24 protein-coding genes are annotated in these 24,440 nt (G+C 71.9%); 16 read left to right on the plus strand and 8 right to left on the minus strand.

The features are described 5' to 3' along the window. Positions 1–81 precede the first annotated feature (81 nt). From ACIBI5_RS10595 to ACIBI5_RS10610, 4 genes are read left to right on the plus strand one after another with little or no spacing between them, the layout of a single operon-like run. On the plus strand, positions 82–327 hold the full coding sequence (locus ACIBI5_RS10595; RefSeq protein WP_379626762.1) for a hypothetical protein: 246 nt from the start codon (positions 82–84) through the stop codon (positions 325–327). Between the two features lie 45 nt (positions 328–372). After that, a complete protein-coding gene (locus tag ACIBI5_RS10600; protein WP_397245387.1) occupies positions 373–1,149 on the plus strand; it encodes a hypothetical protein in 777 nt (258 codons plus the stop codon). A gap of 24 nt (positions 1,150–1,173) precedes the next feature. Then, the gene (locus tag ACIBI5_RS10605) at positions 1,174–2,049 is read left to right on the plus strand and encodes a maleylpyruvate isomerase family mycothiol-dependent enzyme (RefSeq protein WP_397245389.1); all 876 of its coding nucleotides are present in this window, start codon (positions 1,174–1,176) and stop codon (positions 2,047–2,049) included. Then, a complete protein-coding gene (locus ACIBI5_RS10610) occupies positions 2,049–2,315 on the plus strand; it encodes a sigma factor (protein ID WP_379626756.1) in 267 nt (88 codons plus the stop codon). The genes ACIBI5_RS10605 and ACIBI5_RS10610 overlap by 1 nt, the downstream gene beginning before the upstream one ends. A 30-nt stretch (positions 2,316–2,345) precedes the next feature. Here ACIBI5_RS10610 and ACIBI5_RS10615 read toward each other — a convergent pair whose 3' ends face one another. Both ACIBI5_RS10615 and ACIBI5_RS10620 read right to left on the minus strand, forming a co-directional pair. Continuing rightward, positions 2,346–2,933 (minus strand): histidine phosphatase family protein, encoded by a 588-nt coding sequence (locus ACIBI5_RS10615; RefSeq protein WP_397245391.1) that lies wholly within the window; start codon positions 2,931–2,933, stop codon positions 2,346–2,348. Positions 2,934–2,976: 43 nt separating this feature from the next. Then, positions 2,977–3,873 (minus strand): TIGR03621 family F420-dependent LLM class oxidoreductase, encoded by an 897-nt coding sequence (locus ACIBI5_RS10620; protein WP_397245393.1) that lies wholly within the window; start codon positions 3,871–3,873, stop codon positions 2,977–2,979. A 78-nt stretch (positions 3,874–3,951) separates the two neighbouring features. Here ACIBI5_RS10620 and ACIBI5_RS10625 point away from each other — a divergent pair, with 78 nt between their 5' ends. The 9 genes from ACIBI5_RS10625 to ACIBI5_RS10665 all read left to right on the plus strand — a co-directional run bounded on the left by ACIBI5_RS10625 (position 3,952) and on the right by ACIBI5_RS10665 (position 12,000). After that, positions 3,952–4,719, plus strand: a complete 768-nt coding sequence (locus tag ACIBI5_RS10625) for a phytanoyl-CoA dioxygenase family protein (protein WP_397245395.1) — start codon at positions 3,952–3,954, stop codon at positions 4,717–4,719. A 61-nt stretch (positions 4,720–4,780) separates the two neighbouring features. Then, positions 4,781–5,782: a phosphotriesterase gene (locus ACIBI5_RS10630; RefSeq protein WP_397245397.1), complete on the plus strand. Its 1,002-nt coding sequence runs from the start codon at positions 4,781–4,783 to the stop codon at positions 5,780–5,782. Beyond that, positions 5,728–6,912 (plus strand): cytochrome P450, encoded by a 1,185-nt coding sequence (locus tag ACIBI5_RS10635; protein ID WP_397245399.1) that lies wholly within the window; start codon positions 5,728–5,730, stop codon positions 6,910–6,912. Before ACIBI5_RS10630 ends, ACIBI5_RS10635 begins: the two co-directional genes overlap by 55 nt. A gap of 1 nt (position 6,913) precedes the next feature. After that, complete coding sequence (locus tag ACIBI5_RS10640) at positions 6,914–7,774, plus strand: Gfo/Idh/MocA family protein (RefSeq protein ID WP_397245401.1); 861 nt, start codon at positions 6,914–6,916, stop codon at positions 7,772–7,774. A 197-nt stretch (positions 7,775–7,971) separates the two neighbouring features. Next, positions 7,972–8,916 carry an ABC transporter substrate-binding protein gene (locus tag ACIBI5_RS10645; protein ID WP_397245403.1) on the plus strand — a complete coding sequence of 315 codons (945 nt, stop codon included), beginning with the start codon at positions 7,972–7,974 and terminating at the stop codon, positions 8,914–8,916. Continuing rightward, positions 8,916–9,953, plus strand: coding sequence for a FecCD family ABC transporter permease (locus tag ACIBI5_RS10650; protein ID WP_397245405.1), 1,038 nt, complete (start codon positions 8,916–8,918; stop codon positions 9,951–9,953). The genes ACIBI5_RS10645 and ACIBI5_RS10650 overlap by 1 nt, the downstream gene beginning before the upstream one ends. Continuing rightward, complete coding sequence (locus tag ACIBI5_RS10655; protein ID WP_397245407.1) at positions 9,950–10,723, plus strand: ABC transporter ATP-binding protein; 774 nt, start codon at positions 9,950–9,952, stop codon at positions 10,721–10,723. Before ACIBI5_RS10650 ends, ACIBI5_RS10655 begins: the two co-directional genes overlap by 4 nt. Beyond that, positions 10,720–11,358, plus strand: a complete 639-nt coding sequence (locus ACIBI5_RS10660; protein ID WP_397245410.1) for an adenosylcobinamide amidohydrolase — start codon at positions 10,720–10,722, stop codon at positions 11,356–11,358. Before ACIBI5_RS10655 ends, ACIBI5_RS10660 begins: the two co-directional genes overlap by 4 nt. Before the next feature lie 21 nt (positions 11,359–11,379). After that, the gene (locus tag ACIBI5_RS10665; RefSeq protein ID WP_397245412.1) at positions 11,380–12,000 is read left to right on the plus strand and encodes a Uma2 family endonuclease; all 621 of its coding nucleotides are present in this window, start codon (positions 11,380–11,382) and stop codon (positions 11,998–12,000) included. On the opposite strand, the gene ACIBI5_RS10670 is transcribed toward ACIBI5_RS10665, so the two are convergent. Both ACIBI5_RS10670 and ACIBI5_RS10675 read right to left on the minus strand, forming a co-directional pair. Next, the gene (locus tag ACIBI5_RS10670) at positions 11,949–13,631 is read right to left on the minus strand and encodes a hydantoinase B/oxoprolinase family protein (protein WP_397245414.1); all 1,683 of its coding nucleotides are present in this window, start codon (positions 13,629–13,631) and stop codon (positions 11,949–11,951) included. The two genes, ACIBI5_RS10665 and ACIBI5_RS10670, sit on opposite strands and share 52 nt — an antisense overlap. Then, positions 13,622–15,601, minus strand: coding sequence for a hydantoinase/oxoprolinase family protein (locus ACIBI5_RS10675; protein WP_397245416.1), 1,980 nt, complete (start codon positions 15,599–15,601; stop codon positions 13,622–13,624). Before ACIBI5_RS10675 ends, ACIBI5_RS10670 begins: the two co-directional genes overlap by 10 nt. 105 nt (positions 15,602–15,706) lie before the next feature. On the opposite strand from ACIBI5_RS10675, the gene ACIBI5_RS10680 reads away from it, so the two are divergent. Beyond that, on the plus strand, positions 15,707–17,155 hold the full coding sequence (locus ACIBI5_RS10680) for a hypothetical protein (RefSeq protein WP_397245418.1): 1,449 nt from the start codon (positions 15,707–15,709) through the stop codon (positions 17,153–17,155). After that, positions 17,152–18,693 (plus strand): serine/threonine protein kinase, encoded by a 1,542-nt coding sequence (locus tag ACIBI5_RS10685; RefSeq protein WP_397245420.1) that lies wholly within the window; start codon positions 17,152–17,154, stop codon positions 18,691–18,693. Before ACIBI5_RS10680 ends, ACIBI5_RS10685 begins: the two co-directional genes overlap by 4 nt. Positions 18,694–19,040: 347 nt before the next feature. Here the strand turns inward: ACIBI5_RS10685 and ACIBI5_RS10690 are convergent, their stop codons facing one another. After that, on the minus strand, positions 19,041–19,460 hold the full coding sequence (locus tag ACIBI5_RS10690; RefSeq protein WP_397245422.1) for a DUF1761 domain-containing protein: 420 nt from the start codon (positions 19,458–19,460) through the stop codon (positions 19,041–19,043). A 41-nt stretch (positions 19,461–19,501) separates the two neighbouring features. On the opposite strand from ACIBI5_RS10690, the gene ACIBI5_RS10695 reads away from it, so the two are divergent. Then, the gene (locus ACIBI5_RS10695; protein WP_397245424.1) at positions 19,502–20,194 is read left to right on the plus strand and encodes a winged helix-turn-helix transcriptional regulator; all 693 of its coding nucleotides are present in this window, start codon (positions 19,502–19,504) and stop codon (positions 20,192–20,194) included. Positions 20,195–20,402: 208 nt separating this feature from the next. Here the strand turns inward: ACIBI5_RS10695 and ACIBI5_RS10700 are convergent, their stop codons facing one another. The 3 genes from ACIBI5_RS10700 to ACIBI5_RS10710 are packed head-to-tail and all read right to left on the minus strand — an operon-like array spanning position 20,403 to position 24,209. Next, entirely contained in the window at positions 20,403–22,694 is a 2,292-nt protein-coding gene (locus tag ACIBI5_RS10700) for a xanthine dehydrogenase family protein molybdopterin-binding subunit (RefSeq protein WP_397245427.1), read from the minus strand. Further along, the gene (locus tag ACIBI5_RS10705; protein WP_397245429.1) at positions 22,691–23,692 is read right to left on the minus strand and encodes an FAD binding domain-containing protein; all 1,002 of its coding nucleotides are present in this window, start codon (positions 23,690–23,692) and stop codon (positions 22,691–22,693) included. The genes ACIBI5_RS10700 and ACIBI5_RS10705 overlap by 4 nt, the downstream gene beginning before the upstream one ends. After that, entirely contained in the window at positions 23,679–24,209 is a 531-nt protein-coding gene (locus ACIBI5_RS10710) for a (2Fe-2S)-binding protein (protein WP_397245431.1), read from the minus strand. The genes ACIBI5_RS10705 and ACIBI5_RS10710 overlap by 14 nt, the downstream gene beginning before the upstream one ends. Between the last annotated feature and the right edge of the window lie 231 nt (positions 24,210–24,440).

Genomic DNA, 24,440 nt, shown 5'->3' on the forward strand with positions numbered 1-24,440 from the left:
TTTTACCTCCGGCGCCGCCGCGTAACGGCGGCGCGCCGGGGGTGTAATGGTCCGGACCTCGCGCGCTGTGAGGATCGCTCCATGCTCGACCAGCTGACCCTTTACCCGATCGCCGACGACGTGCTCTTCGCGCCCGGCGGCAAGGTCGTCGTCCGCACGTACGGCGTGGCCCCGGCCCACGGTTCCGTCTCCTATCGCACGTGGGTGACCGGCATCCGCGACCAGCCGCGCTACTGGCACTGGGGGCACTTCGAGGACGCGGCCTCGGGTCACCGGCGTGTCCTGGAATGGCTCACCGGGCGCGGCCCGCAACCGGTCCCGGCCTGATAGCGTGTCTGCCAAGCAAACGCTTGGCAGAGGCGAGGTGGCGTGGTGCGGCGTGACATCTACCTGCTCGAAGAGGTCGACTTCCGGCCCATGAACTCCCGCAGGCCGATGGAGTACCTCACCTGGCTGACCCGCTACAAGCGCGAGGACCGGAGCAGGCGCGAGCCATCCCTGACCGAGGGCATGTCGATCAGGTCACGCGAGATCGACCTGGTCGGCGCGTTCTACGCGGTCGGCATCACCGGCCACCCGCAGTTCAAGGCCGTCACGCTCTGGGACTGCCACGGCGGCTGGGACGGCGGCTGGCGGCAGATGATGGAGATCTACCAGGGCGTCGACGACCGGCTCTTCCTGTCCGACATCGACGACCTGCGCTTCTCCGCCTTCTCCCGCCCGCTCGGCGCCGCGCCCGGCTCGCCCGCCCTGTCCGACCTGGTGACGGAGGGCTACGGGGCGGAGTTCTACCTGTTCGAGAGCGCCCGCGTACGCCCCGGCGCCGCCCTCGACTACCTGGAGGCGGTCCGCACCGAGCGCGCCCCGATCCTCGCCGACCACGGCCACCGCCTGGTCGGGCTCTACGAGGTGCTGTTCTGCGACACCGAGGCGGTCACCGTCTGGGGCATGTCGCTCGACGCCCACCTGGCCGCGCAGCGCGCCCACGACGCCGCGCTGGGCCTGGACGACGAGGCCGAGGCCGACGACCGGCTGCCCGGCTGGCGCAAGCGCGCCCGCGACTTCCTGGACGGGCCCTGGCGCGAGACGGTGCTCTCGCCCTTCCCCGGTAGCAAGCTGGCACTCGACGCGGAGCGCGCGCGGACGTAGCGTCGGGCTGCGGAGGTGTCGCCAATGACGGACCCGTACCTCTTCAACGGTCGCAGTCCCGACGAGCACGTGGCCGAGTGCGCCGAGTGCACGGCGGCGATCGCGCTCGTGGAGCGGCCCGGCCACGCGCAGGCGCCGCCGGCCAGGTTGCGCGAGCGCGTGCTGTCCAGGGCACGGGGGCGCAGGCAGCCGGCGACGGCGGAGGTGGCGGCGGTAGCCGTACCGTATGCGACGCAGGTGGCGCTCATGGACGAGCTGCTCGGCGAGCTGAGCGTGCCCCAGTGGGACGCGCCGGTGCTCAAGCACGGCACCGTGCGCGCGATGGTCGAGCACCTGGCCGCCAACGACGCGCGGGTGGCGCAGTTCATGGGCGTGCGGGCGCGGGAGGCGCCGGTGCACCGGCGCTGGCGCGAGCAGGCGGGCGCGCTGCTCGAACGGGTCGCCGGGGGCGCGCACGCGCTGCTCGGCGTCGAGGTCGCGCTGGCCGGGACGCGTCCCTCGCGCGGGTCGCTGCGCCAGGCGATGGTGCAGCGGGCGTTCGAGACCTGGACGCACGCCGAGGACATCAGGGCCGCCGTCGGCCGTCCCCGCGGCGCGCCGCCCGCCGGCGAGCACCTGCGGCAGATCGTGGAGTTCGGGCTGGGCATGCTGCCGAGGGCGCTGAAGGGGCCGCGCCGGCACGTCTCGGCCACGTTCGTGCTGACCGGGCCCGGCGGCGGCACCTGGACGGTGCCGCTGGCCGAGCCGTCCGAGCGGGTGGCGGTCCTGCTGTCGGCCGAGGCCGCCGGGTTCTGCACGCTGCTGGCGGGGCGGGCGCGCGAGTTCCCCTACGCCGCCGAGGGCGACCCCGGCCTCGCCCGCGACCTCGTCGCCGCCGCGGCCACGCTGGGCTGCGACTGATGGCCGAGGACGAGGATCTGCGCGCCCGGCTGCTGTGCGGGGACCTGCGCGCGCTGGAGGCCGCCTACGACCTGCACGCCCCTTCCGTGTACGGCGTCGCCGTCAGGGTCACCGGCAGCGCGGCGACCGCGGAGGAGATCACCGAAGAGGTGTTCGCCGCCCTCTGGGAGCGGCCGGGCTCCTACGACCCGCGCCACGGCACCCTGCGGGCCTGGCTGGTCACCAGGAGCCTGCACGAGTCGGCCCTGCGCAGCACGGTCAGTTGAGCACCGGCGCGTCGGCCTTGGGCGGCACGGTCAGTTGAGCACCGGCGCGTTCCAGTTGAGGACCACCGGCTCGGCGTGCTCGAAGCCGAGCTTGGAGTAGGTGCCTGTGTCCAGGCGGAACAGGCGCCCGTCCTCGGGCGGGAGCCCGAGCCAGCGCGCGGCCAGCACGCGCAGGAAGTGGCCGTGCGCCACCAGGGCCACCTCGCCGTCGGCCGCCCTGGCCCGTGCGATCACCCGGTCGGCGCGGGCGCCCACCTGGGCGGCGCTCTCGCCGGGATGCCCGGCGTCGCCGGGGATCACGCCGTCACGCCACAGGTACCAGCCGGGCCGGGTCTCGCGGATCGTGGCCGTGGTGATGCCCTCGTAGCCGCCGTAGTCCCACTCCCACAGATCCGGATCCACCTCGTAGTCGGTCAATCCGGCAAGCTCGGCCGTACGTCTGGCCCGTCGCGCCGGGCTCACCAGCACCAGGTCGAAACCGTTGCCCTTCACCAGCGGCGCCAGGGCCACGGCCTGGCCCTCGCCGTGCGTGGTCAGCGGAAGGTCGGTGCGGCCGGTGTGCCTGCCGTTCTTGCTCCACTCGGTCTCGCCGTGCCTGAGCAGCAGTAGTTCCCTCATGCACCCATCAAACCAGGACGCCATCGGCTGACTTCCCGCCAGGTCAGGCCAGGTCTTCCACCACGGGGGCGAACGCGTCGAGGTCCCGCTCGTGGTGGAGGACGAAGTAGGTGAGGCCGTGCTCGTCGCGCCAGTGACGTAGTTTGTCGCGGATGTCATGGCGGGTCCCGCGTAGCACCTGCGGGGTCTCGGCCATGGCCGAGGTGTCGGCGTGACTCCACGCCTCCGGCCCGCCCTCGCCGAGTTCCAGGATGCTCGTGCCCAGCTCGACCGGGCGCGACGCGGCGGCCTGCCGGACGATGGCGATCTTGGCCAGGAAGGCGTCGAGGCCGCCGTCGGCGGGGTCGGGTCCCGAGCCGTCGGCGCGCACGCGGGTCGCCAGGTTGACCGAGCCGGCCTCGCGACCGGCCAGGCGCAGCAGGCGCGGCCCGCCGCCGGCCAGCAGCAGCGGCGGGTGCGGGCGCTGGACCGGCTTCGGGTGCAGATCGAGGGCGTCCACGCGGTAGTGGGCGCCCTCGTGGCTGAACGGCCCCTCGCTCCACAGTCCCTTCAGTACGGCCAGCGCCTCCGCCAGCCGCTCCACCCGCACACCCGGCGGATCCAGGACCCGCCCGGCCGCCGCGTAGTCGGCGGCCAGCCAGCCCGTCCCGATGCCCGGTTCCGCCCGGCCGTCGGAGAGCACGTCGAGCGTGGCCAGTTCCTTGGCCAGCGCCGCCGGGTGGCGGAAGTCGTTGGCCAGGACCATCGTGCCGAGCCGCAGCCGGGTGGTGGCCGTGGCCGCCGCCGCGAGGGCGGGCAGCGGGGCGAAGCGCGCGCCGACGAGGTGGTCCGGGACGAGCATCACGTCGAAGCCCGAGGACTCCAGCCTCCTGGCCTGCTCGGCCCACGCCTTGGCCGAGTCCGCGTGCCGTACGACCGCACCGAACCTGAAGGGACGCATGCGGCAATCCAAACAAGCGCTTGGCTGAGAAGCAAGAGTGGCTAGACTTACCAAGCGCTTGCTACCAATATCGGGTACATGGACATCCAGGCACGGCGGGCGACCGCCGACGAGATCACCGCCTTCCAGGACCAGGGGTGGGTACGGCTGGCGCGCCTGGTGGACCCGGCCGGCGCGGCCGAGCTGCGCGAACGCGCCCAAGCCCACCTGGCCGCCCGCCCGAAGGCCGGAACCACCGCCGTCGACCAGGCCTTCGGCCAGTCCCGCGACATCGCCGAGCGCGACGCCGCCTTCGGCGCGCTGGCCAGGAGCCCCGCCATCGCGGCCAGTGCCGCCGCCATGCTCCACGGCGTCGCCGCCGTGCGGGTGCAGGTCACGAACCTGCTGGTCAAAGAGCCGGGCGAGCACGGCTCCACCGTGTTCCACCAGGACTTCCCGTGGATGCCGATGGACCGCTCCGCCATGCTCACCGTCTGGCTCGCGCTCGCGGACGTGCCCGCCGACATGGGCGCGCTGCGCTTCTACACCGGCTCCCACCGGCACGGCCTGCTCGGCCGCAGCTTCGTCGGCGCCGGCGACGACCAGCTCAGCCAGCACCCCTGGCTGAAGGAGCTGGAGCTGTCGCCGCCGCTCGACCTCAAGGCCGGCGACGCGACCGTGCACCACGCGCTGACCGTGCACGGCGCACCGGCCAACCGGCGCGAGGCGGCCCGCCTGTCGTTCACCGCCACCTACTTCGACGCCGACGCCCTCTACACCGGCGCGCCGTACGGGCAGACCGACGGTCTCGGCCTGACCGTCAACCAGCCCTTCGACCACCCGAGGTTCCCGTGCCTGAGGCCGTAAGAGGTTCCCGTGCCTGAGACCCGTGAGAGGTTCCCGTGCCTGAGACCCGTGTGAGGTTGTCGTGCCCGAGACCGTGAGAGGGCCGGTCGCCGACCTCGGGGCGACGCTGATGCACGAGCACGTCTTCGGTCTCAGCCCGGAGATCCTCTGGAACTGGCCGGACATCCCCGAAGGCTGGGACCTGGAGGCCCGCGCCCGCGAGGCCGCGGCCAAGCTGGACGCGCTGAAGGCCGAGGGCATCGACTCGATCGTCGACCTGACCGTGCTCGGCCTGGGCCGCCACGTGCCGGCCGTCCAGCGGGTGGCCGAGCTGACCTCGGTCAACATCGTGGCCGCCACCGGGCTCTACACCTATGACGCGCTGCCGCCGTACTTCGGCAACCGGGGCCCCGGCTCGTTGTTCGGCGGGCCCGACCGGCTGGCGGAGTTCTTCGTGCGCGACATCGCCGAGGGCATCGGGCGTACCGGCGTGAAGGCCGCCATGCTCAAGTGCGCCACCGACCGGCCCGGCATGACCGCGGGCTGCGAGAGGGTCTTCCGCGCGGTCGCCGAGGCGCACGTGGAGACCGGCGCGCCCATCACCACCCACAGCCACGAGCCGGGCGGCCTGGACCAGCAGCGCCTGCTGGCCGCCTGCGGCGTGGACCTCACGCGCGTGGTCATCGGGCACGCGGGAGACTCCACCGACCTGCGCTACCTCGAAGAGCTCCTCGCCGCGGGCTCCTACCTGGGCATGGACCGCTTCGGCATCGCGACCATCAGCACGTTCGAGGACCGCGTGGCGGTCGTGGCCGCGCTCTGCGAGCGGGGCCACGCCGGGCGGATGGTGCTGTCGCACGACTCCTACTGCTTCAACGACCGCTTCGACGCCGACGTCGTACGGCGCCGCCACCCCGACTACCACCTTCTGCACATCTCCCGCGACGTCCTGCCCGAGCTGCGCAAGCGCGGCGTCACCGAGGACCAGATCCGCCAGATGCTGGTCGACAACCCGCGAAGGATCTTTGGATGGACTTCGACGTCAGCTCCGACTGGCACGTCGCCGACCCCTACGGCTTCCTGAGGCGGCTGCGGCGCGAGCACCCCGTCTTCCGCAGCGAGCACCTCGGCGCGTACGTGCTGACCAGGCACGCCGACGTGCGCGCCGCCTACGGCGACCCCCGGCGCTTCTCCTCCGAGGGGTCGCTGACGATCTCGCGCAGCCTGACCGGGCGGACGCGCGAGAAGCTGGGGGAGCACGGCTCGTTCCTGTCCAGCTTCGTCGCGAACGTGGACCCGCCGGACCACACGCGGCTGCGCAGGTCGGTCTCGCGGGCGTTCACGCCGCGCGCGGTCGCCGCGCTGGAGCAGCGCTTCCGCGGGCTCAACGAGGACCTGCTGGACCGGATCGAGGCCAGGGGCGAGGCGGACTTCGTGCGCGACCTCGGCCACGAGCCGTCGGTCAAGCTGACCGCCCGCTTCATCGGGGTGCCGGAGGCGGACGAGGCGTTCGTGCGGGCTCATGTCAAGGACTGGTTCCAGCTCTTCCTGTCGCCGCAGCCGCCGGAGCGGCAGCTCGTGCTGGCCGACAGCTTCCTGGAGTACCTGGACTACGTGGACCGCCTCGTCGCCGCCCGCGCCCGCGAGCCGCGCGACGACTTCACCTCCCTGATGACCGGGCTGATCGGGAAGGAGCTGTCGCATCGCGAGGTCGTCGAGCTGATCTCCACGATCCTGCTCGGCGGCAACGACACCGTCCCCAACCAGCTCGGCAACAGCGTGCTGCGGCTGCTGCGCGAGGGGATCTGGCCGGTGCCGCCGGAGAAGCTGACCGCCGCGGTCGAGGAGTGCATGCGCATCGACGGGGCGTCGCTGGGTTCCTTCCGGTACGCCACGTCCGACATCACGCTGCACGGGGTGACGATCCCGGCCGGGTCGCTCGTGCTGCTGTCCACCGACTCGGCCGCCCACGACGAGGCCGTCTTCGCCCATCCCGACACCTTCGACCTCGACCGGCCCAACGCCGACGCCCACATGGTCTTCGGCTACGGCATCCACTTCTGCGTGGGGGCGGCGCTCGGGCGGCTGCAGCTGCGTACCGCGCTGGAGGTGCTGGGACGGCGGCTGCCCGGCCTGCGCCTGGTTCCGGGGCCCGTGGTGTACCGCAGGTCGATCGTCGGTCGAGGGCTGACCGAATTGCCGGTTAAATGGTGACATGGAACCGGTGAGGGTCGGGTTGGTCGGGGCAGGTCCGTGGGCGGAGATGGCGCACGCGCCGATGCTGGCCCAGAGCCCGGAGATCGAGTTCGCCGGGGTCTGGGCCCGCCGGCCGGAGGCCGCCGCCCGGCTCGGGGCGCCGGTGTTCGAGCGGATCGAGGACCTGTTCGACGCGTGTGAGGCGGTGTGCTTTTGCGTGCCGCCGGCCGTACAGGCTGAGCTGGGGGTGAAGGCGGCGCGGGCGGGCAAGGCGCTGCTGCTGGAGAAGCCGCTCGCCGACTCCCTGGACGGCGCCCAGCGCCTGGCCGACGCGGTCGCCGAGGCGGGCGTGCCCTCGCAGATGCTGCTCACGCTGCGGTACGCCCCGCAGGCCCGCGAGTTCCTGGCCCGGTGCGCCGAGATCGAGCCCTTCGGCGGGCACGCCGTCAACGTGAGCGACGTGCTGAACGGCGAGCACCCGTTCGGCACCCCGTGGCGGCTTCAGCGCGGCGCGCTGCTCGACGTCGGCCCGCACGTCATCGACCTGCTCGACGCCGCGCTCGGCCGGGTGACCGGCGTACGCGCGCACGGAAACCCGCTCGGCTGGGTCGGGCTGCTGCTCGACCACGAGGGCGGCGCCGTGAGCGAGATCTCCCTGTGCATGGCCGGCGCCGGCGACCTGCCGCCCTCGACGTTCGCCGTCTACGGCCGCAAGGGCAACGTGACGCTCCCGCACTTCGACGACGACCCCCTGGACGTCGTGGCCGCCGAGTTCGCCCGGACCGTGAGGCAGGGCGGCGGGCACCCCCTGGACGCCGCCCACGGACTGCGGCTGCAGCGCATCATCTCCGAGGCGGAGAATCAAGTCACCACCCCTTGACTCCGACCAGCTTCGGAGAATTGATAGCGTTTGTCCGACGCGCAGTGTCGCAGCGAAGTCCGGTGTGAGTCCGGCGCTGTCCCGCAACTGTCAAAGCCAGGTCGCCTGCCACCGCGCCGACGTCATCAACCCTCGTGGAAAAGGGTGATCCGTCGCTTACAAGCGGGTCTCTCGGTTCCGATCTGAAAGGACTTCTCGTGAGGCCCGTACGCACGGCCTTCGCGGGCGCGCTGCTGGGAACGCTCGTCCTGACCGCCTGCGGTCAGACCGGCACGACCACCACCTCGTCCGCCCCGCCCACCTCCGCCGCCCCCGCCGCCGGCTTCCCCGTCACGATCGAGGCGGGCAACGGCTCCGTCACGCTGGCGAAGAAGCCCGAGCGGATCATCTCGCTGTCCGCCGCCCACACCGAGACGCTCTTCGCGATCGGCGCCGGCCCGCAGGTGATCGCCGCCGACGACCAGTCGAACTATCCGCCCGAAGCTCCCAAGAGCGACCTGTCCGGGTTCAAGCCCAACGTCGAGGCCATCGTCGCCAAGAAGCCCGACCTCGTCGTGCTGTCCAACGACCAGGACAAGATCGTCGCCGAGCTGGGCAAGCTGAACGTGCCCGTCCTGCTCGAACCGGCCCCCACGAAGATCGACGAGGCCTACGACGAGATCGCCGACCTCGGCGCCGCCACCGGCAACAAGGACAAGGCCGACCAGGTCGTGACCGGCATGAAGGCCGAGATGGACAAGCTCGCCGCCGCCGCGCCCAAGGACAGGAAGCTCACCTATTACCACGAGCTCGACCAGACCCCTTACGCCGCGACGTCCAGCACCTTCATCGGCCAGATCTACTCGATCTTCGGCATGACCAACATCGCCGACAAGGCCCCCGGCGCCGCCGGCGGCTACCCCAAGCTCTCGGCCGAGTTCGTCGCCCAGTCCGACCCCGACCTGATCTTCCTGGCCGACGTCAAGTGCTGCCAGCAGAACAAGGACACCCTGGCCAAGCGGCCCGGCTGGAAGGGCCTGTCGGCCATTAAGAACGACCAGGTCGTCCTGCTCGACGATGACATCGCCTCCCGCTGGGGCCCGCGCGTCGTCGATCTGGCCAAGGCCATCGGCGACGCGGTGAACAAGGCGGCCGCGAAGTAGTGCTCGACACGCAGCTCAGGCCCGCACGGGCGCGGCCGCTCTGGGTGGCGGGCGCGCTCGCCGTGCTCGCCGCCAGCATGGTCGCCGGCCTGCTCGGCGGCGCCGCCGGCATCTCGCCGTGGCAGGTCGTGCTCCAGGCACTGGACTGGCTGCCGTTCGTCGAGATCGACTCCGGCCTCGCGCCGATCGAGAAGGGCCTGCTGTACGAGCTGCGCCTGCCCAGAGTCCTGGTCGCCGCCGTGGTCGGCGGCCTGCTCGCCATGGCGGGTGCCGGGTACCAGGGCGTCTTCCGCAACCCGCTGGCCGACCCGTACCTGCTCGGCGCGGCCGCGGGCGCCGGGCTCACCACGACCCTGGTGATCGTCATGGTTCCGGCGCCGGTCCTGACCATCCCCGTCGCCGCGTTCGCCGGCGCGATCGGCGGCGTCATGCTGGCCTTCGCGCTCGGCAACACCGCCGGGCGCTCGGGCGGCACCGCCACCCTGGTGCTGGCCGGGGTGGCCGTCACCTCCTTCCTCACCGCCATCCAGACGTTCGTGCAGCAGTTCAAGGTCGAGGAACTGCAGCGCATCTACTCCTGGATCCTCGGCGACGTCGGCGGCGGCTGGGACCAGTTCTGGCTCGTCCTGCCCTACGCCGCCGTCTCCTCGGCCGCGCTGCTCGTGCACGGGCGCATGCTCGACGTGCTGTCGGTGGGCGACGACGAGGCGACCGCGCTCGGGGTGCGCGCCTCCCGCGTACGGCTGGCCGTCCTGCTGGCCGCCTCCCTCGCCACCGCCGCGGCCGTAGCGGTCAGCGGCCTGATCGGCTTCGTCGGCATCGTCGTCCCGCACGTCGTGCGCAGGCTCGCCGGCGGCTCCTACCGGATCGTGCTGCCGCTCTCGCTCATCGGCGGCGCCGCCTTCCTCGTCCTGGCCGACCTGCTCGCCCGGACCGTCATCGCCCCCGCCGAACTCCCCATCGGCGTGGTGACCATGTTCATCGGCGCGCCGTTCTTCGTGGCCGTGCTCCGCATGACCCGCCGGACCTCGACATGATCGGCGTCGACGGCCTGTCGGTCACGCTCGGCGAGCGCGAGGTGCTCTCCGACGTCACCCTCCAGGTACGGCGCGGCGAATGGCTGGCCGTCATCGGCCCCAACGGCGCCGGCAAGTCGACGCTGCTCAAGGCCGTCATGGGCATCGTCGGCCACCGCGGTGAGGTGTCGATCGACCAGCGTCCCGCCGCCTCGCTCAAGCCCAGGGCCAGGGCCCGCCTGGTCGCCTACGCCCCCCAGACGCCGGCCCTGCCGCCCGACATGACCGTCTCGGAGTACGCGCTGCTGGGCCGCACGCCGTACATCCCCTATCTGGGGCGGGAGAGCCGCCACGACCGGGAGGTCACCGCGTCCGTCCTGGAACGGCTCGACCTGGGCGCCTTCGCCGGCCGCCGGCTGGGCGAACTGTCCGGCGGCGAGCGCCAGCGCGTCGTCCTGGCCAGAGCCCTGGCCCAGCAGGCGCCCGTCCTGCTGCTCGACGAGCCGACCACCGCCCTCGACCTCGGCCACCAGCAGCAGGTGCTCGAACTCGTCGACCGGCTGCGCCTGGCCGACGGCCTCACCGTCGTCTCCACCCTGCACGACCTCACCGTCGCCGGGCAGTACGCCGACACCCTCCTCCTGCTCGCAGAAGGCCGCGCCGCCGCGCACGGCAAGCCCGTCCAGGTGCTCACCGGGGCGCTGGTCGGCAAGCATTTCGACGCTCATGTCAAGATCGAACCGGGTCCGGACGGGCGGCCCGTCGTCCACCTGATCCGAGGAGGACCGTGAACCTCTCCTACCGCGCCGAGGACGGCGTCCGGCTCGGGTCGCTGCTGTGGGAACTGGGGCCCGGCTGGCGGACGATCTCCTCGGCCATGCTCGGCGGCGGCATCGGCCCCCGCTCCTGGATCCTGAACGCCCAGGTCGTGGCCGGGTACTCACGCATGGACCCGGTGGACCACCTCACGGCGCTCGGCCCCGGCGGCTCCGGGGTCGGCATGATGACCGCCGCCTCCGTCGACCGCGTCGAGACCGCCACCGACGGGGGCGCGACCGCCTGGGCCACGGTCGGCCTGCGCGTTCCCACCTGGGCCGCCGCGCCTCCGGACGCGGTGGACCCGGAACTCGCCCCGATCCGCGTGGGCACGATCAACATCGTCGTGGTCGTACCCGTGGCCATGACCGACGCCGCCCTGGTCAACACCGTGATGACGGTGACGGAGGCCAAGGCGCAGGCGCTGGCCGAAACCGGCTTCCCGTGCACCGGCACCGCCTCGGACGCGGTCTGCGTGGCCGTCCGCTCCTCGGGCCCGGAAGAACTCTTCGGCGGCCCCCGCTCCGACTGGGGCTCCCGCGTGGCCCGCGCCGTCCACACCGCGGTCCGCATCGGCGCCGATAAGTGGCGACCCCACAACGGAAGGTGATGAAGATTGGGGAAGTACCATGTGAGCCAGGGCAACGATCGCGATACGGGGTGGGTGACCGCGATGGCAGTGATCGAACCGACCGAGACGAGCACGGTTCTTCCAGGAAAGCCGCCGTTCACCGTCGATGACCTGCTGCGCTTCCCCGACGACGGGAACCGCTACGAGCTCTTCAACGGGAGCCTACTGGTGAGCCCTGCCCCCCTCCCTCTGCATCAGCGTGCGATCCGGCGGTTGGAGCGGATCCTTGAGGAGTTCGCGCCACCGACGCTCGAGCCGTTGTCGACAGTGAACCTCAGAGTGACCGAGAAGGACTTCTTCATCCCTGACCTGGTGGTTGTGCCGACGGCTGCGGTGGAGGCCAATGAGCTGATGTTCGCCCCGGCGGACATCCTGCTCGCCGTGGAAGTCGTCAGCCCGAGCACGAGGGCGCGTGACCGCTCCGCCAAGCCCGCCGCGTACGCCGAGGCAGGTATCCCCACCTACTGGCGGATCGAGCCCGAAGCTCTCTACGTCTACACCCTCGACGAGGGCAGCTACGAGGGTCCCGAGGTCTACAAGGCGGGCGAGGTCGCACAGCTCAACACGCCCTATGAGGTCGCGTTCGACCCCGGCGATCTGGTCAGGCCGCGCGGGGCGTAGTCCCGGTGGGCGCCGCGTTCGGTGATGTGGCCCGAGCGCAGGTCGGCCTCTATCTCCTCGCGGGGCCGGTCGGCGGGCGGGCCGAGGCCGCCGCCGCCCGTGGTCTCGACGATGAACGCCTCGCCCTCCGTGAACAGGACGTTGTTCACCTTTGATGCCAGGCGCTCGATCGTGCCGTCCGCCGACCGTTTGAAGAAGCCACCCAGCCGGCCTGGCTCGCCGCCTTCGCGCCCAGGGGGCGGGATGCGCAGGCGGTCGCCGCGGGTGGTGACGTGGCAGGCGGCCAGGAAGCGGTAGACGGTGCGCGTGCCCAGGCCGCCTCGCCAGCGGCCGGGCCCGCCGGAGTCCGGGATGGTCTCCATCGACTCCACCACCAGCGGGCACCGGCTCTCCACCGGCTCGGCCTGCGGCACCGAGTTGCGGCCGATGCCGAAGTGCACGCCGGTCGCGTCCGGGCCGTCCAGGCCGCGCCGCGCGCCCACGCCGCCGAAGTCGTAGGAAAGGTGGATCCAGTACGGCGCGTCCACCGCGGCGATCGAGAACGGCTGCAGAATCCCGCTGGCCGCGATCGCCCGTTCCGGCACCGCCTCGGACAACGCCTGGATGACCGCCTCCATCGCCGCGTAGATCGGGACGAACCGGCCGCCGCACGGGTAGGGGGAGCGGGCGTTCAGCAGGGAGCCCTCGGGCAGGCGGATGTCCAGGGCGCGCAGGCAGCCCTCGTTCATGGGGATCGTCGGGTCCAGGAAGCAGCGCAGCGCGAACACCGCCGCGGCCAGCGACTGCGACGCCGAGGCGTTGATGGCGGCGGGCACCTGCGGTCCGGTGCCGGCGAAGTCGAGCACGGCGCCGCGGCCCGTCAGCGTGACCGCGACCCGGACGTGGTGCGGGGTGCCGGGATCCAGGCCGTCGTCGTCGACGGGGTACGCGGCGGTGAAGCGGCCACGCGGCAGCCCGGCCAGGGCGGCCCGGGTCCTTTCCTCGGTGTAGTCCAGGTAGCCGGCTATGCCGCGGGCCAGGCCGGCTTCGCCGTACTCCCGGATGAGGGCGCGCAGGCGGGTTGCGGCGACGGCGGTCCCGGCCACGAGCGCGCGGACGTCGCCCATGACCTTGTCCGGGGTACGGCTGTTCGCGCGCAGCACCGCCTCCACCGCCGGCACCACGCCCTCGTCGGTGGCCAGGAGGATCGGGGGGAGTTGCAGACCTTCCAGGAAGATGTCGGTGGCCAGCGGCGCCATGCCGCCCGCCGACAGTCCGCCCAGGTCGGAGACGTGGATCATGGTGGCGGTGAAGTAGCGCGGGACGCCGCCGACGAAGACGGGGCGGAAGACGAGCAGGTCGTTGGTGTGGACGCCGCCCCGGTAGGCGTCGTTGGTGACGTAGACGTCGCCGTCGCGCATGTCCGGGTGGTCCTTGCGCACCTCGGGCAGGGCGACCTTGAGCGCCATGCTGTTCATGAGCGTGGTGGCCATGGAGTGCGCGATCAGGGCGCCGCCGGCGTCGAGGATCGCGGCGGAGGCGTCGGAGCCCTCGACGATGAAGGTGGAGTAGGCCGAGCGCACGACGACGATGCTCGCCTCCTCCGCGGCCACGACCAGCGCGTGGCGCAGCACCTCGGCGGTCAGGTCCATGGCGCGCGCTCCAGGTGTACGGCTCCCGCCCCGCCGAGGCGGGCGCTCCAGCCGGGCGGGACGACGATGGTGGCCTCCGGGTCCTCGATGACGGCCGGGCCGTCCAGGGCCGTGAAGGTGGCGCGGGTGTGCACCGGGACCTCGACGGGACCGCCCAGGTACACGGTCCTGCTCGTCGGGGACGCCGCGGGGCTCTCCGCGAGGATGGTGCCCGGCATCGGGGCCTCGGCTTCGTGGATCACGCGCACGCGGTAGCTCACGTGCTCGGTCGGGCCTTGCTGGGCTATGCCGTACACCTGCGTGTATTGCGCGAAGAAGCGGGCGGAAAGGGTGGCGGGGTCGTCGCTCCACTCCACGGTCAGGTCGTGCGCCTGGCCCGTGAAGCGCACGTCGGCCAGCCGTGTGACCTTCAGCTCGGACAGGGGCAGGCCGAGGTCGTGCGCCGCCTCCTCGGCCAGTTCGGCGAAGATCCGGGCGGGGCCGGGCGCGGCCAGGGCGGAGCGGACGCGTTCGGTCGCGGGCACCGCCGTCAGCAGGCCCGCCGCCGAGGCCACGCCGCAGTGCGCGGGCACCAGCACGTCCGTGATGCCGAAACGCTCGGCCACCCGGCAGGCGTGCATCGGCCCCGCCCCGCCGAAGGCCACCAGCGTGAAGCCGCGCGGGTCGATGCCGCGCTGCACGGTGACGACGTGCACCGCCGACGCCATCGACGCGCACACGATCTCGTGTACGGCCCCGGCCGCCTCCTCGGCCGACACCCCGAGCGGCACCGCCAGCCGTTCCATGGCCTTCACCGCCAGAGCCCGCGACAACGGGATCGACGCCGAGGACAGAAGGCCGAGCACGAGGTTGGCGTCGGTGACCGTCGGGTCGGAACCGCCCAGGCCGTAGCAGGCGGGCCCGGGGGAGGAGCCGGCCGAGCGGGGACCCACGCGCAGCGCGCCCGCCTCGTCCACCCAGGCGACGCTGCCGCCGCCGGCTCCCACCTCGGCCAGGTCGATGGCGGGCGTCTTGATCGGTACGCCGGTGCCGGCGCGCCGCCCGCCGAAGCTGCCCTTGCCGCCGACGTGGAACTCGCGGGTCAGTTCCGGGACGCCGTCGCGCACCAGGCAGGCCTTGGCGGTGGTGCCGCCCATGTCGAAGGAGATGACCGCGGGCAGCCCGCTCGCCGCGGCGGCCAGGACTCCGGCGGCCGGGCCCGACTCGATCGTGGCCACCGCGCGGCGGGCGGCGAGTTCGGCGGAGATGACGCCGCCGGCGGAGTCCATGACGTGCACGGGGGCGTCGATGCCCAGCTCACGCAGGCTGCCGCGCAGGCGGCTGAGGTAGTCGGACATGAGCGGGCCGATGTAGGCGGACATGATCGTGGTCGTGGCGCGCTCGTACTCGCGGATCTCCGGCCACACCTCGCTGGAGACGGCCACGTTGGGGACGCTCTCGCGCAGGATCGCGGCGACCTGGCGCTCGTGGACGGGGTTGGCGTAGGAGTGCAGCAGGCAGACGGCGGCAGAGGTGATGCCCCGGGCGGCGATGGCGGTGGCGGCCCGCCGTACCGACTCAAGGTCCAGGGGAGTGAGTACGGCGCCGCGGCTGGAGACGCGCTCGGCCACCTCGAAGCAGTCCTCGGCGGCGACCGGCGGCGGGGGCGGGGTGAAGCGCAGGTCGTAGCGGTCCTCCTCGACGCGGGCGTAGCGGCCGAGGGGGATGACCGAGCGGAATCCGCGGGTGGTGACGAAGGCGACGCGCGCGCCCTTGCGCTCCAGGACGGCGTTGGTGGCCAGCGTGGTGGCGTGGACGACCCTGGTCACTCCGGACGGATCGGTGAGGACCCGGCGGATGCCCGCCGTTACGCCTGATACCGGATCGTCATGGGTGCTGAGTACCTTGGCCACCACGGTCCGGCCATCGGATCCGCGCCGCACCACATCGGTGAAGGTGCCGCCCACGTCGACGGCGATCACGTAGCTCATCGGGTTCACCGTAGGATGGCGAGCAAGCGCTTGTCTATGTGCCGGGACCTTGACTTATGCCGGGTGGTTGGGACGCTGTTCCTATCCATTTCATAGGGAGCGGAAATGTCGCGTCTCACGGCTCTGGTGGGCGCCACGGCGATGACCGTGGTCGTGCTCGGCCTGCCCGCGCTGGCTCACGAACACCCGAGCGGCATCACCGATCTGGTGACGCCGGCGGTGGTCAGGATCGAGGCGACGGCGCACGTGGAGATCACGCTGCTGGACCACATCGGCGACCTCGTCCACGTGGAACGTGCCTACGATCTGCCGATCGGCAAGGGCACCGGCATCGTGGTCAATCCCGAGGGCGCCATCGTGACGCTCACCGGGATCGTGCAGAGCCCCGACGACGTGCGCATCTATGCCGCGAACAAGGTCTTCTCCGAGCACCACAAGGTGAAGGTCCCGGCCGACTTCAAGCGGCACAAGCTCGACGACCCGCAACTCGACCGGCACCTGCGCGACTGCTACCCGCCCAAGCGCCCCACCGCGACGTGCATCATCAACGCCAGCACCAGCATCACGATATTTCCGAACATCTCGCCGCCTGACGCCAAAGGCTTCGCCGCCGAGGTCGTGAAGGCGGGCGCCGGCCCCGACACCCCCGCCGTGCTCGTCCCCACCGGCCGCGCCGACGGCAGCGTCGGCATGCCCACCGCGCCCCTGGCCGACAAGGTGCCCGACAAGCCGGGCTCGCCGACCAACGTCGCCGGATTCCTCGGCCGCCCCGCGGCCAAGCTCCAGCACACCGTCGAGATCGCCCACCTCGGCCAGGGCGGCTCCGGACAGGGCGGACGGCCCTTCGCCGACCCGGAGAAGAAGGTCGACGAACCCGTCAAACTCGGCGGCCTCGCCGACCGCGGCATGATCGGCGCCCCCGTCATCGGCGACAAGGACGGCCACGTCATCGGCATGCTCATCGGCGGCGGCAAGGACGCCAGGATGATCGGCGTCAGGGAGATCACCACCGCCCTGGCCGCGGCCGGCGTCACGCCCAGGCGCGGCGCGATCGACTCCGCCTTCGAGGCCGCCCTCACCCGCTTCCACACCAAGTACTACACCGAGGCCGCACCCGGCTTCCAGCGCGTGATGGAGCTCTACCCCGGCCACGTCGTCGCCGGGGCGCACCTGAAGACCTCGCTGGCCAAGCGGGGCACCTCCGAGGACGCCGGCACCAAGCAGGCGCCGGTGCGGCAGGGGAGTTCCGTCCCGCTGTGGCCGTTCATCGCCGCCGCCGGGGTGCTGTTCGTGGCGGCCCTGCTGGGCGCGTACTTCCTGTGGCGCCGCGGCCGCGGGCCCGCCCCCGTGCCCCGTCCGCCGGACGGCCTCGCCGCGGTACGGCCCCGCCTCGACGAAGGCTCCACCGAGACCGTCGTGGTACGCCGCGACCAGGCGCTCCAACCGGCGCCCAACCCCGTGCTCACCGCCTCGGAACAGCGCTACTGCACCGGCTGCGGCATGAGACTCGGACACGGACACCGGTTCTGCGGCTACTGCGGGCTGCCGACGTGAACGACAGATCGTTGATCGGGCAGGAGGTCGCCGGGTACCTCATCGAGAACATCGTCGGCAAGGGCGGCATGGCCGTCGTCTACCTGGCACTCGACCCGCGCCTGAGCCGGCGCGTCGCCCTGAAGATCCTCAACCCGATCCTCAGCGTCGACGACCGCTTCCGCCAGCGCTTCATCCTGGAATCGCGCACCGTCGCCAGCATCGAACACCCCAACATCATCCCGATCTACGAGGCCAACGCCGACCCCTCCGGCGTGCTCTACATCGCCATGCGCTACGTCGACGGCTCCGACCTGCGCCGCCTCATCTACGACCGGGGCCCGCTGCCCGTCGCCCAGGTCAACACGATCCTCGCCCAGGTGGCGGCCGCCCTCGACGCCGCCCACGCCCACGACCTGATCCACCGCGACGTCAAACCCGCCAACATCCTGCTGGCAGCCGACCACGTGTACCTGACCGACTTCGGCATCACCAAGCACCGCACCTCGATCTCCGGGCTGACGCAGACCGACCAGTTCATCGGCACGCCGCGCTACATGTCTCCCGAGCAGATCAACAAGGAGACGGTGGACGGGCGGTGCGACCAGTACGCCCTCGCCTGCGTGGCCTATGAGGCGCTGGCGGGGCGGCTGCCGTTCCAGCGTGACAACGACATCGCGCTGCTGTGGGCGCACCTGGCCGAGCAGCCGGCGCCGCTGTCGCAGATACGGCCCGATCTGCCGCTCGAGGTGGACGGGGTGATGATGCGGGCCCTGGCCAAGGCCCCGGAACAGCGCTACCCGAGCTGCACCGCGTTCGTGGCCGCGCTGCGCGACGCGATCAGCGGCCACGTCTCGGAGACCGCGCCGCGGCAGCAGCCACCCGCCCTCCGCGCGGCCGCGCGCGGCCGCGCGGTCTCAGGCGGCGGCGCGGACCCGAGGCCGGTACGGCGGGGCGGCAGGCTGCCCATCGTGCTGGCCGCCCTGACGGCGGCGGTGGCGGCGCTGGTCCTGGTGGTGCTGTTGCTCATGAACCAGCGCTCCGACGCGTGGACCGGCTACCGGCAGACGGCCGCGGCCCCGCTGACCTTCGACCACCCGTCAGGCTGGACCGCCATCACGCACGGTGACCTGTTCGCGGTGGCGTCGCCGAGGGCGGCCGAGTTCGAGTCGCTGTTCGTGTCGGGGGCCAGCGCGGACTGGTCGAGAGTGGCCCCGATCATCTCCGAGGACCCGGAGTCGGCGTCCGGGGTGTACGTCCAGCTCTCCGACACCCTGGACGGCACCGCGACGGCCGACCAGATGAAGTCGACGCTGGAAGGCTTGTTGCCCGGCCAGGTGACCATCCCGCGCAACCCGGTCGAGGACCAGGCGGGCAGCAGCCAGGCCCGCAGCTTCCACGGCACCTTGCAGGACCCGAGGGGTGGATCGAGACTGGGCTTCGTCGGGTACGTGGTCGACCGCCCGGCGAAACCGATGCTGCTCCTGTACTTCTGCGCCCGCCCCACCTGCGACGACACCACCCAGGTCCGGGTACGGCAGAGCGTCCGTGTGAACTGACCGGCAAGGTCCTCGCGCTTCGCGCTCGGGCTCCCCTCACGGGGGAGCCCAGCTCCCCCTCGCGGGTGACCTTCCGGCCCCCGAGTGCCGGCCGGGTTCCGTGGCTCAAAACAAGGAACTCGCCACGCTCGCGCGCCTTCCCTGCTTTCCGCCCGTCGCCCCGATCGGTGGCCGGCTGATGGGATCCCACTCGACCAGCCAGAGCCCTGTAGGAACCTCCGATCCGATCCGGCAACGCCTCTCCGGTGTCAGGGAATGCGGCGGGTGAGGCGGGCTGACCAGCGTTGCCGGACTCTTCGCTCGCGGGAGCACGGCTTCGTCCTGCGCAGGTTTTCGGCCGTTGGCTGTCACTGCAGCAACCCGACGGCGAGTGCCATACCCAAGAACAACGTCAGCTGATACGCGCTGTTGATCACGGTGAGCCGTACCGGCTTCTGCTCGAAGGCGTTGTGCTGCGTCAGGGTTGTCAGCGAGAACCCGAGCCAGGTCGCGAGCCCGACGGCCACATCGAGCCAGAGCGGGTCGCTGCCGAAAAGGGCCGACACGATGGAGCACGCGGCCGCCAGTACCACCGCCGTGACGAGGATCGACGCCAGGAGGACGGCGAACGGGCGCTTGCCGGCCCGCTTCGAGTCCTCCTTGGATACTCCGGTCAGCTTCCGCCAGATGGTGCCGAAGAGCCCCCAATCGGCGTACCACACCCAGGCGATCGCCGTCCCGGCCACGATCGCGGCCACCACGGCCGGCCAGCTGATGCTCATCATCATGTGGATCCCTCCAATCCGGGAAGTTGATATAATCAACCGTGATGGAAAATATCAAGCAGACGTCGCGGCAATCTCGCTCCTACGGGCAGTTCTGCGCCCTCGCGCGTGCCCTGGACCTCGTGGGTGAGCGCTGGACCCTCCTGATCGTGCGCGAGCTGCTCCCCGGCCCGATGCGCTACACCGAGCTCAAAACCTCGCTCGCGGGGATCGCGACCAACCTCCTGGCGGAGCGGCTACGAGCCCTGGAGTCGCATGGCATCGTCGAGCGCCGCCTGGAGGAGGCGGGTGTCGTCTACGCGCTCACGCCCTGGGGCGCGGGGCTCCGCGAGCCGATGGAGGCGCTCGGCCGATGGGGCGCGCCGCTGGTGATGACAGGGCGTGACGGCGATGCGTTCCAGCCGCGCTGGCTGGCACTCGCCCTCCCCGGCCTGCTCCGGGGAGTCACCGCGACTCCCCCGGTGGAACTCGGCGTCGAGACGGACGGACTTCTCATGGTGCTGCGCATCGACGAGCACGGGCCCAGCGCGATCATCCAGCCGGATCAGCGGCCGGACACGGTCTTCACCGCCGCGCCCGAGGTCGTCATTGGGCTCGCCGCCGGTGGGCTCACGATCGACCAGGCTCTCTCCCTGGGGGCTGTCCGAGGCGACAGGGAAATCCTCGGCAAGGCATTCCCGCCGGGGCGGGAGACCACGGTGACCGCGCCGGCACCGTCACCGATGGCCGGGCCGTAGGTGCTTCCTCCTTCGGCCAGACCGGACCAGAGCAGACCAGGCCAGGCCAGGCCAGGCTCGTGTGCCCGCCGTTGGGGGTCGGTGGGTGTGGGGTTGGTCTCCGTCCAGGCCGGGTCAGGCTCGTGTGCCCGCCGTTGGGGGTCGGCGGGCGTGTGGATGGTTCCCGTCCCGGGGCGGGCTGGTGTGGCGCGCCCGGCGACCGCCGGGGTCAGAGCATCTTCTCCATGAGGATGGGCAGGTCGCGGACGCGCTTGCCGGTGGCGTGGTGGACGGCGTTGGCGATGGCGGCGATGGTGGCGGTCATGCCCATCTCGCCGATGCCGCGTGCGCCGAGCGGGTTGGCGTGCGGGTCGGGTTCGCCGACGAACAGCACCTCGATGTCGGGGATGTCGGCGTTGACGGGCAGCATGTACTCGGCCAGGTTCGGGTTGGCCAGGCGGCCCAGGCCGGGGTCGACGACACCGGCTTCGAGCAGGGCGGCGCCGGTGGCCATGACCATGGCGCCCATGAGCTGGCTGCGGGCGGTGGTCGGGTTGAGGACGCGGCCGCAGTCGTAGGCGCCGACCAGGCGCTTGAGCCGGATCGTGCCGAGATCTTCGTCGACGGCGACCTCGGCGAAGACCGCGCTCCAGGAGTACACCGAGTACGGCCCGGCCGTGGGCAGCCGGATCAGCCCGAGGGTGCCGTGGAACTTCGCCTGATCCTCGGCGGAGACTCCGGTGAAGGTGTCGTAGGCGCCCTCGACGACCGTACGGCCCGATCTGCCGAGCACCTCGGCCAGGCTCAGTCCGGTGCCGGGCTGGGCGGTCTGCTGGACGCGGCCGCCGCTGACTTCGAGGTCGCCGGCGTCGGTGCCGGTCAGGGCCGCGGCGAGGGTGAGGAGTTCGTCGCGGGCGAGGGTCGCGGCCTGGTGGACGACCGGGGTCAGGGAGCCGGCCAGCATCGATCCGCCGCTGCACGCGGCATAGGGGTAGGTGCTGTCGCCGAGCCGTACCCGCACCGTGTCGGTGTCGACGCCGAACACGTCGGCGACGGTCTGGGCGAGCAGGGTGTAGGTGCCGGTCCCCAGGTCGCTGCCGCCGCTGACGACTTCCACGCCGCCGTCGGCCTGCACGCGCACCGTGGCGGCGCACGGGTGGACGTAGGTGGGGAAGGAGCCGCCTGCCATGCCCCAGCCGATCAGTTCGCTGCCGCGGCGCATGCTGCCGGGCCGGGGATCGCGATCGTGCCAGCCGAACGCCCGCGCGCCGGCCTCGTAGGCTCGGCGTAGGTTCTTGCCCGACCAGGGTTTGCCGGTGACGGGGTCGTGTTCGGTGTAGTTGCGCAGCCGTAGTTCGATCGGGTCCAGGCCGAGGGCGGCGGCGAGTTCGTCCATGGCCGATTCCAGGGCGAAGCTGCCGACGGCCTCGCCGGGGGCGCGCATGCTGGCCGGGCTGACCGCGTTGACGGGCACGAACCGGTAGTCCACCCGCACGTGGGGCACGTCGTAGTACAGGGTGGCCAGACCGCCCGATGGTTCGACGTACAAGTTGTCGGTGGAGACCTCGTTGACGCTGTCGTAGGTCAGCGCGGTCAGTTTGCCGTCCCGCTCGGCGCCCAGGCGCACCCGGTTGCTGGTGGCGGGGCGCGGTGAGACGCAGGTGAAGTGCTGGGGCCGGGTCAGCACGAGCTGGACCGGCGCTCCCAGTTCGCGGGCGGCCATGGCGGCCAGCGCGGCGTGCGGGTGTGAGCCGCACTTGGAGCCGAATCCGCCGCCGACGTAGGGGGAGATGACGTGCACCTGCTCCAGGGACAGCTTGAACCAGGCGGCGAAGACGGTCTGGGTTCCGGCGGTCCACTGGGTGGGTTCCCACACGGTCAGCGTGCCGTCGTCTTCCCAGCGGGCGGTGGTGGAGTGCAGTTCCATCGCGCAGTGGTAGTGGCGCGGGGTGGTGTAGGTGAGATCCAGCGTGACCGGCGCTTCGGCGAGGGCGGCTTCGGCGTCGCCGCGGGCGTAGTTGGGGACGGCCTCGGCGATCTGGCCGCAGTCCTCGGCGCCATAGGAGGTGGCGCCCGGGGCGGAGGCGCCGGGGACGAACGCGGCGGTGTGGTAGTCGACCCGGACGCGGGCCGCAGCGTCGGTGGCCTGCTCGACGGTGTCGGCGACGACCAGGCCGACCGCCTGGCCGCTGAAGCGGATCTTGTCGTCCTGCAGCGGCAGCAGGCTCTGGAACGCCGCGCCGAACGGATACAGCGGCGGCGGCGCCAGCGCGGCGGAGTTGTGGTGGGTGAGCACCAGGCGCACGCCCGGCATGGCCTCGGCCCGCGTGGTGTCGACGGCGCCGATCGTGCCGGCGGGCACCGTACTGGTCACCAGGACCGCGTGCAGCATCCCCTCGGGACGGAACTCAGCCACGTAGCGCGCGGCCCCGGTGACCTTGTCGCGGGCGTCGCGGCGGCTGGTGGGCCGCCCGATCGGCGAACCTGGGGCCGGCTCGATCGGCCTGTCGTCGATACTCATCCTTGCGTCCCTTCTTCCGTCAGCTCGGTCAAAGCTCGGGTGACGGTACGGCGCGCCAGCTCGACCTTGTAGCCGTTGTGCGCACGCGGCCGGGCGCCGGCGGCGGCCAGCGCGCCGGCCCGCCGGAACACCTCAGGCGTGGCGGGCCGCCCGATGAGCTCGGCCTCCACGGCGGGCTCACGCCAGGGTTTGGTCGCCACCCCGCCGAGTGCCACGCGGGCATCGGTGATGGTGCCGTCGGCGGCGATCTCCAGCCCCACGGCGGCCGAGGCGGCGGCGAACTCGTAGCTGACCCGGTCGCGCACCTTCAGATAGTGCGAGTACGCCGCGGCGGGTGAGGCGGGCACCTCCACGCCGGTGATCAGCTCACCGCGCTCCAGCGGGTGCTCGCGCCACGGGGTGTCACCGGGCAGCAGGTAGAAATCATCGATCGGGACGCTTCGAGGGCCGTCCGGCCCCAGCACGTGCACGAGCGCGTCGAAGGCCGTGAGGGCGACCGGCAGGTCGCCGGGGAACATCGCGATGCAGTCATCGCTGGTGCCCAGGATCGCGTGGCCGCGGTTCTCCCCTTCCAGCGCCGCGCAGCCCGAGCCGGGGTCGCGTTTGTTACACGCGGCGAAGCTCGGGTCGCGGAAGTAGCCGCAGCGGGTGCGCTGCATCAGGTTCCCGCCGATGGTCGCCATGTTGCGCAACTGCTGCGAGGCGCCTTTCAGCAGCGCCTCCGACACGGCCGGCCAGCGCCGCCGTACGTCCGGATGCACGGCCACCTCGCTCATCGTGGCCAGCGCGCCGATCCGCAACGCCGACCCATCCACCGAGATGGCACGATGCCCGTGCACGTGCGTGAGGTCGACCAGGCGGGAGGGCTGGGCCACCCCGCACTTCATGAGGTCGACCAGCGTGGTGCCGCCGCCCAGCGGCTCGGCCCCGGGATCGTGGCGCAGGATCTCGACCGCCGCCTCGAATCCATCGGCCCGGGTGTAGTCAAGCGCGCGCATAACCGGTCTCCTCCGCCCGCTCCCGCTCCTGCTGTTGGGCGTCGTATGCGGCCTCCTGCCCGGCGGCCTGGCGTACGGCGGCGACGATGTGCGGGTAGGCGCCGCACCGGCACAGGTTGCCGCTCATGAACTCGCGCACCTCCGCGTCCGAGCCGGCGTTGCCCTCCCGGATGCATGCCACCGCGGACATGATCTGACCGGGCGTGCAGTAGCCGCACTGGAAGGCGTCGTGCTCCACGAACGCCGCCTGCACCGGATGCAGGCTCCCGTCCTGGCCGGCCAGGCCCTCGATCGTGGTGATGTCCCGGCCTTCGGCCTGGCAGGCCAGCGTCAGGCAGGCCAGCACGCGGCGCCCGTCGACGTGGAGCGTGCACGCCCCGCACTGTCCCTGATCGCAGCCCTTCTTGGTGCCGGCCAGGTCGAGCTGTTCGCGCAGCACGTCCAGCAGCGTGGCGCGCGGATCGACGCTCAACGTTCGCTCGACTTCATTGACCCGCAAGGTGATGTCGTCCGGCATGGGCATAATCCCCACCCTCTGATGATCAGCTGTGGCATAAGGCGAAACCGCAGATTCGTGATCCCGGCCGCCGTCGTAACGGTATGTGACGGCCGTGACTCTATGTGTTCCCTCTTGAGGTGGTGCCCCTCGTGGCTCACCCCGAACCGGAACGCGAGCCGCCGTCGCGGCACCGGCACCTGAGCGCGACCCCTCGTGCCGAATCGCAACGGGCTCCAGCTCCTGTCCTTC

It is taken from the genome of Nonomuraea sp. NPDC050540, assembly GCF_044457485.1.
GTDB lineage: Bacteria > Actinomycetota > Actinomycetes > Streptosporangiales > Streptosporangiaceae > Nonomuraea.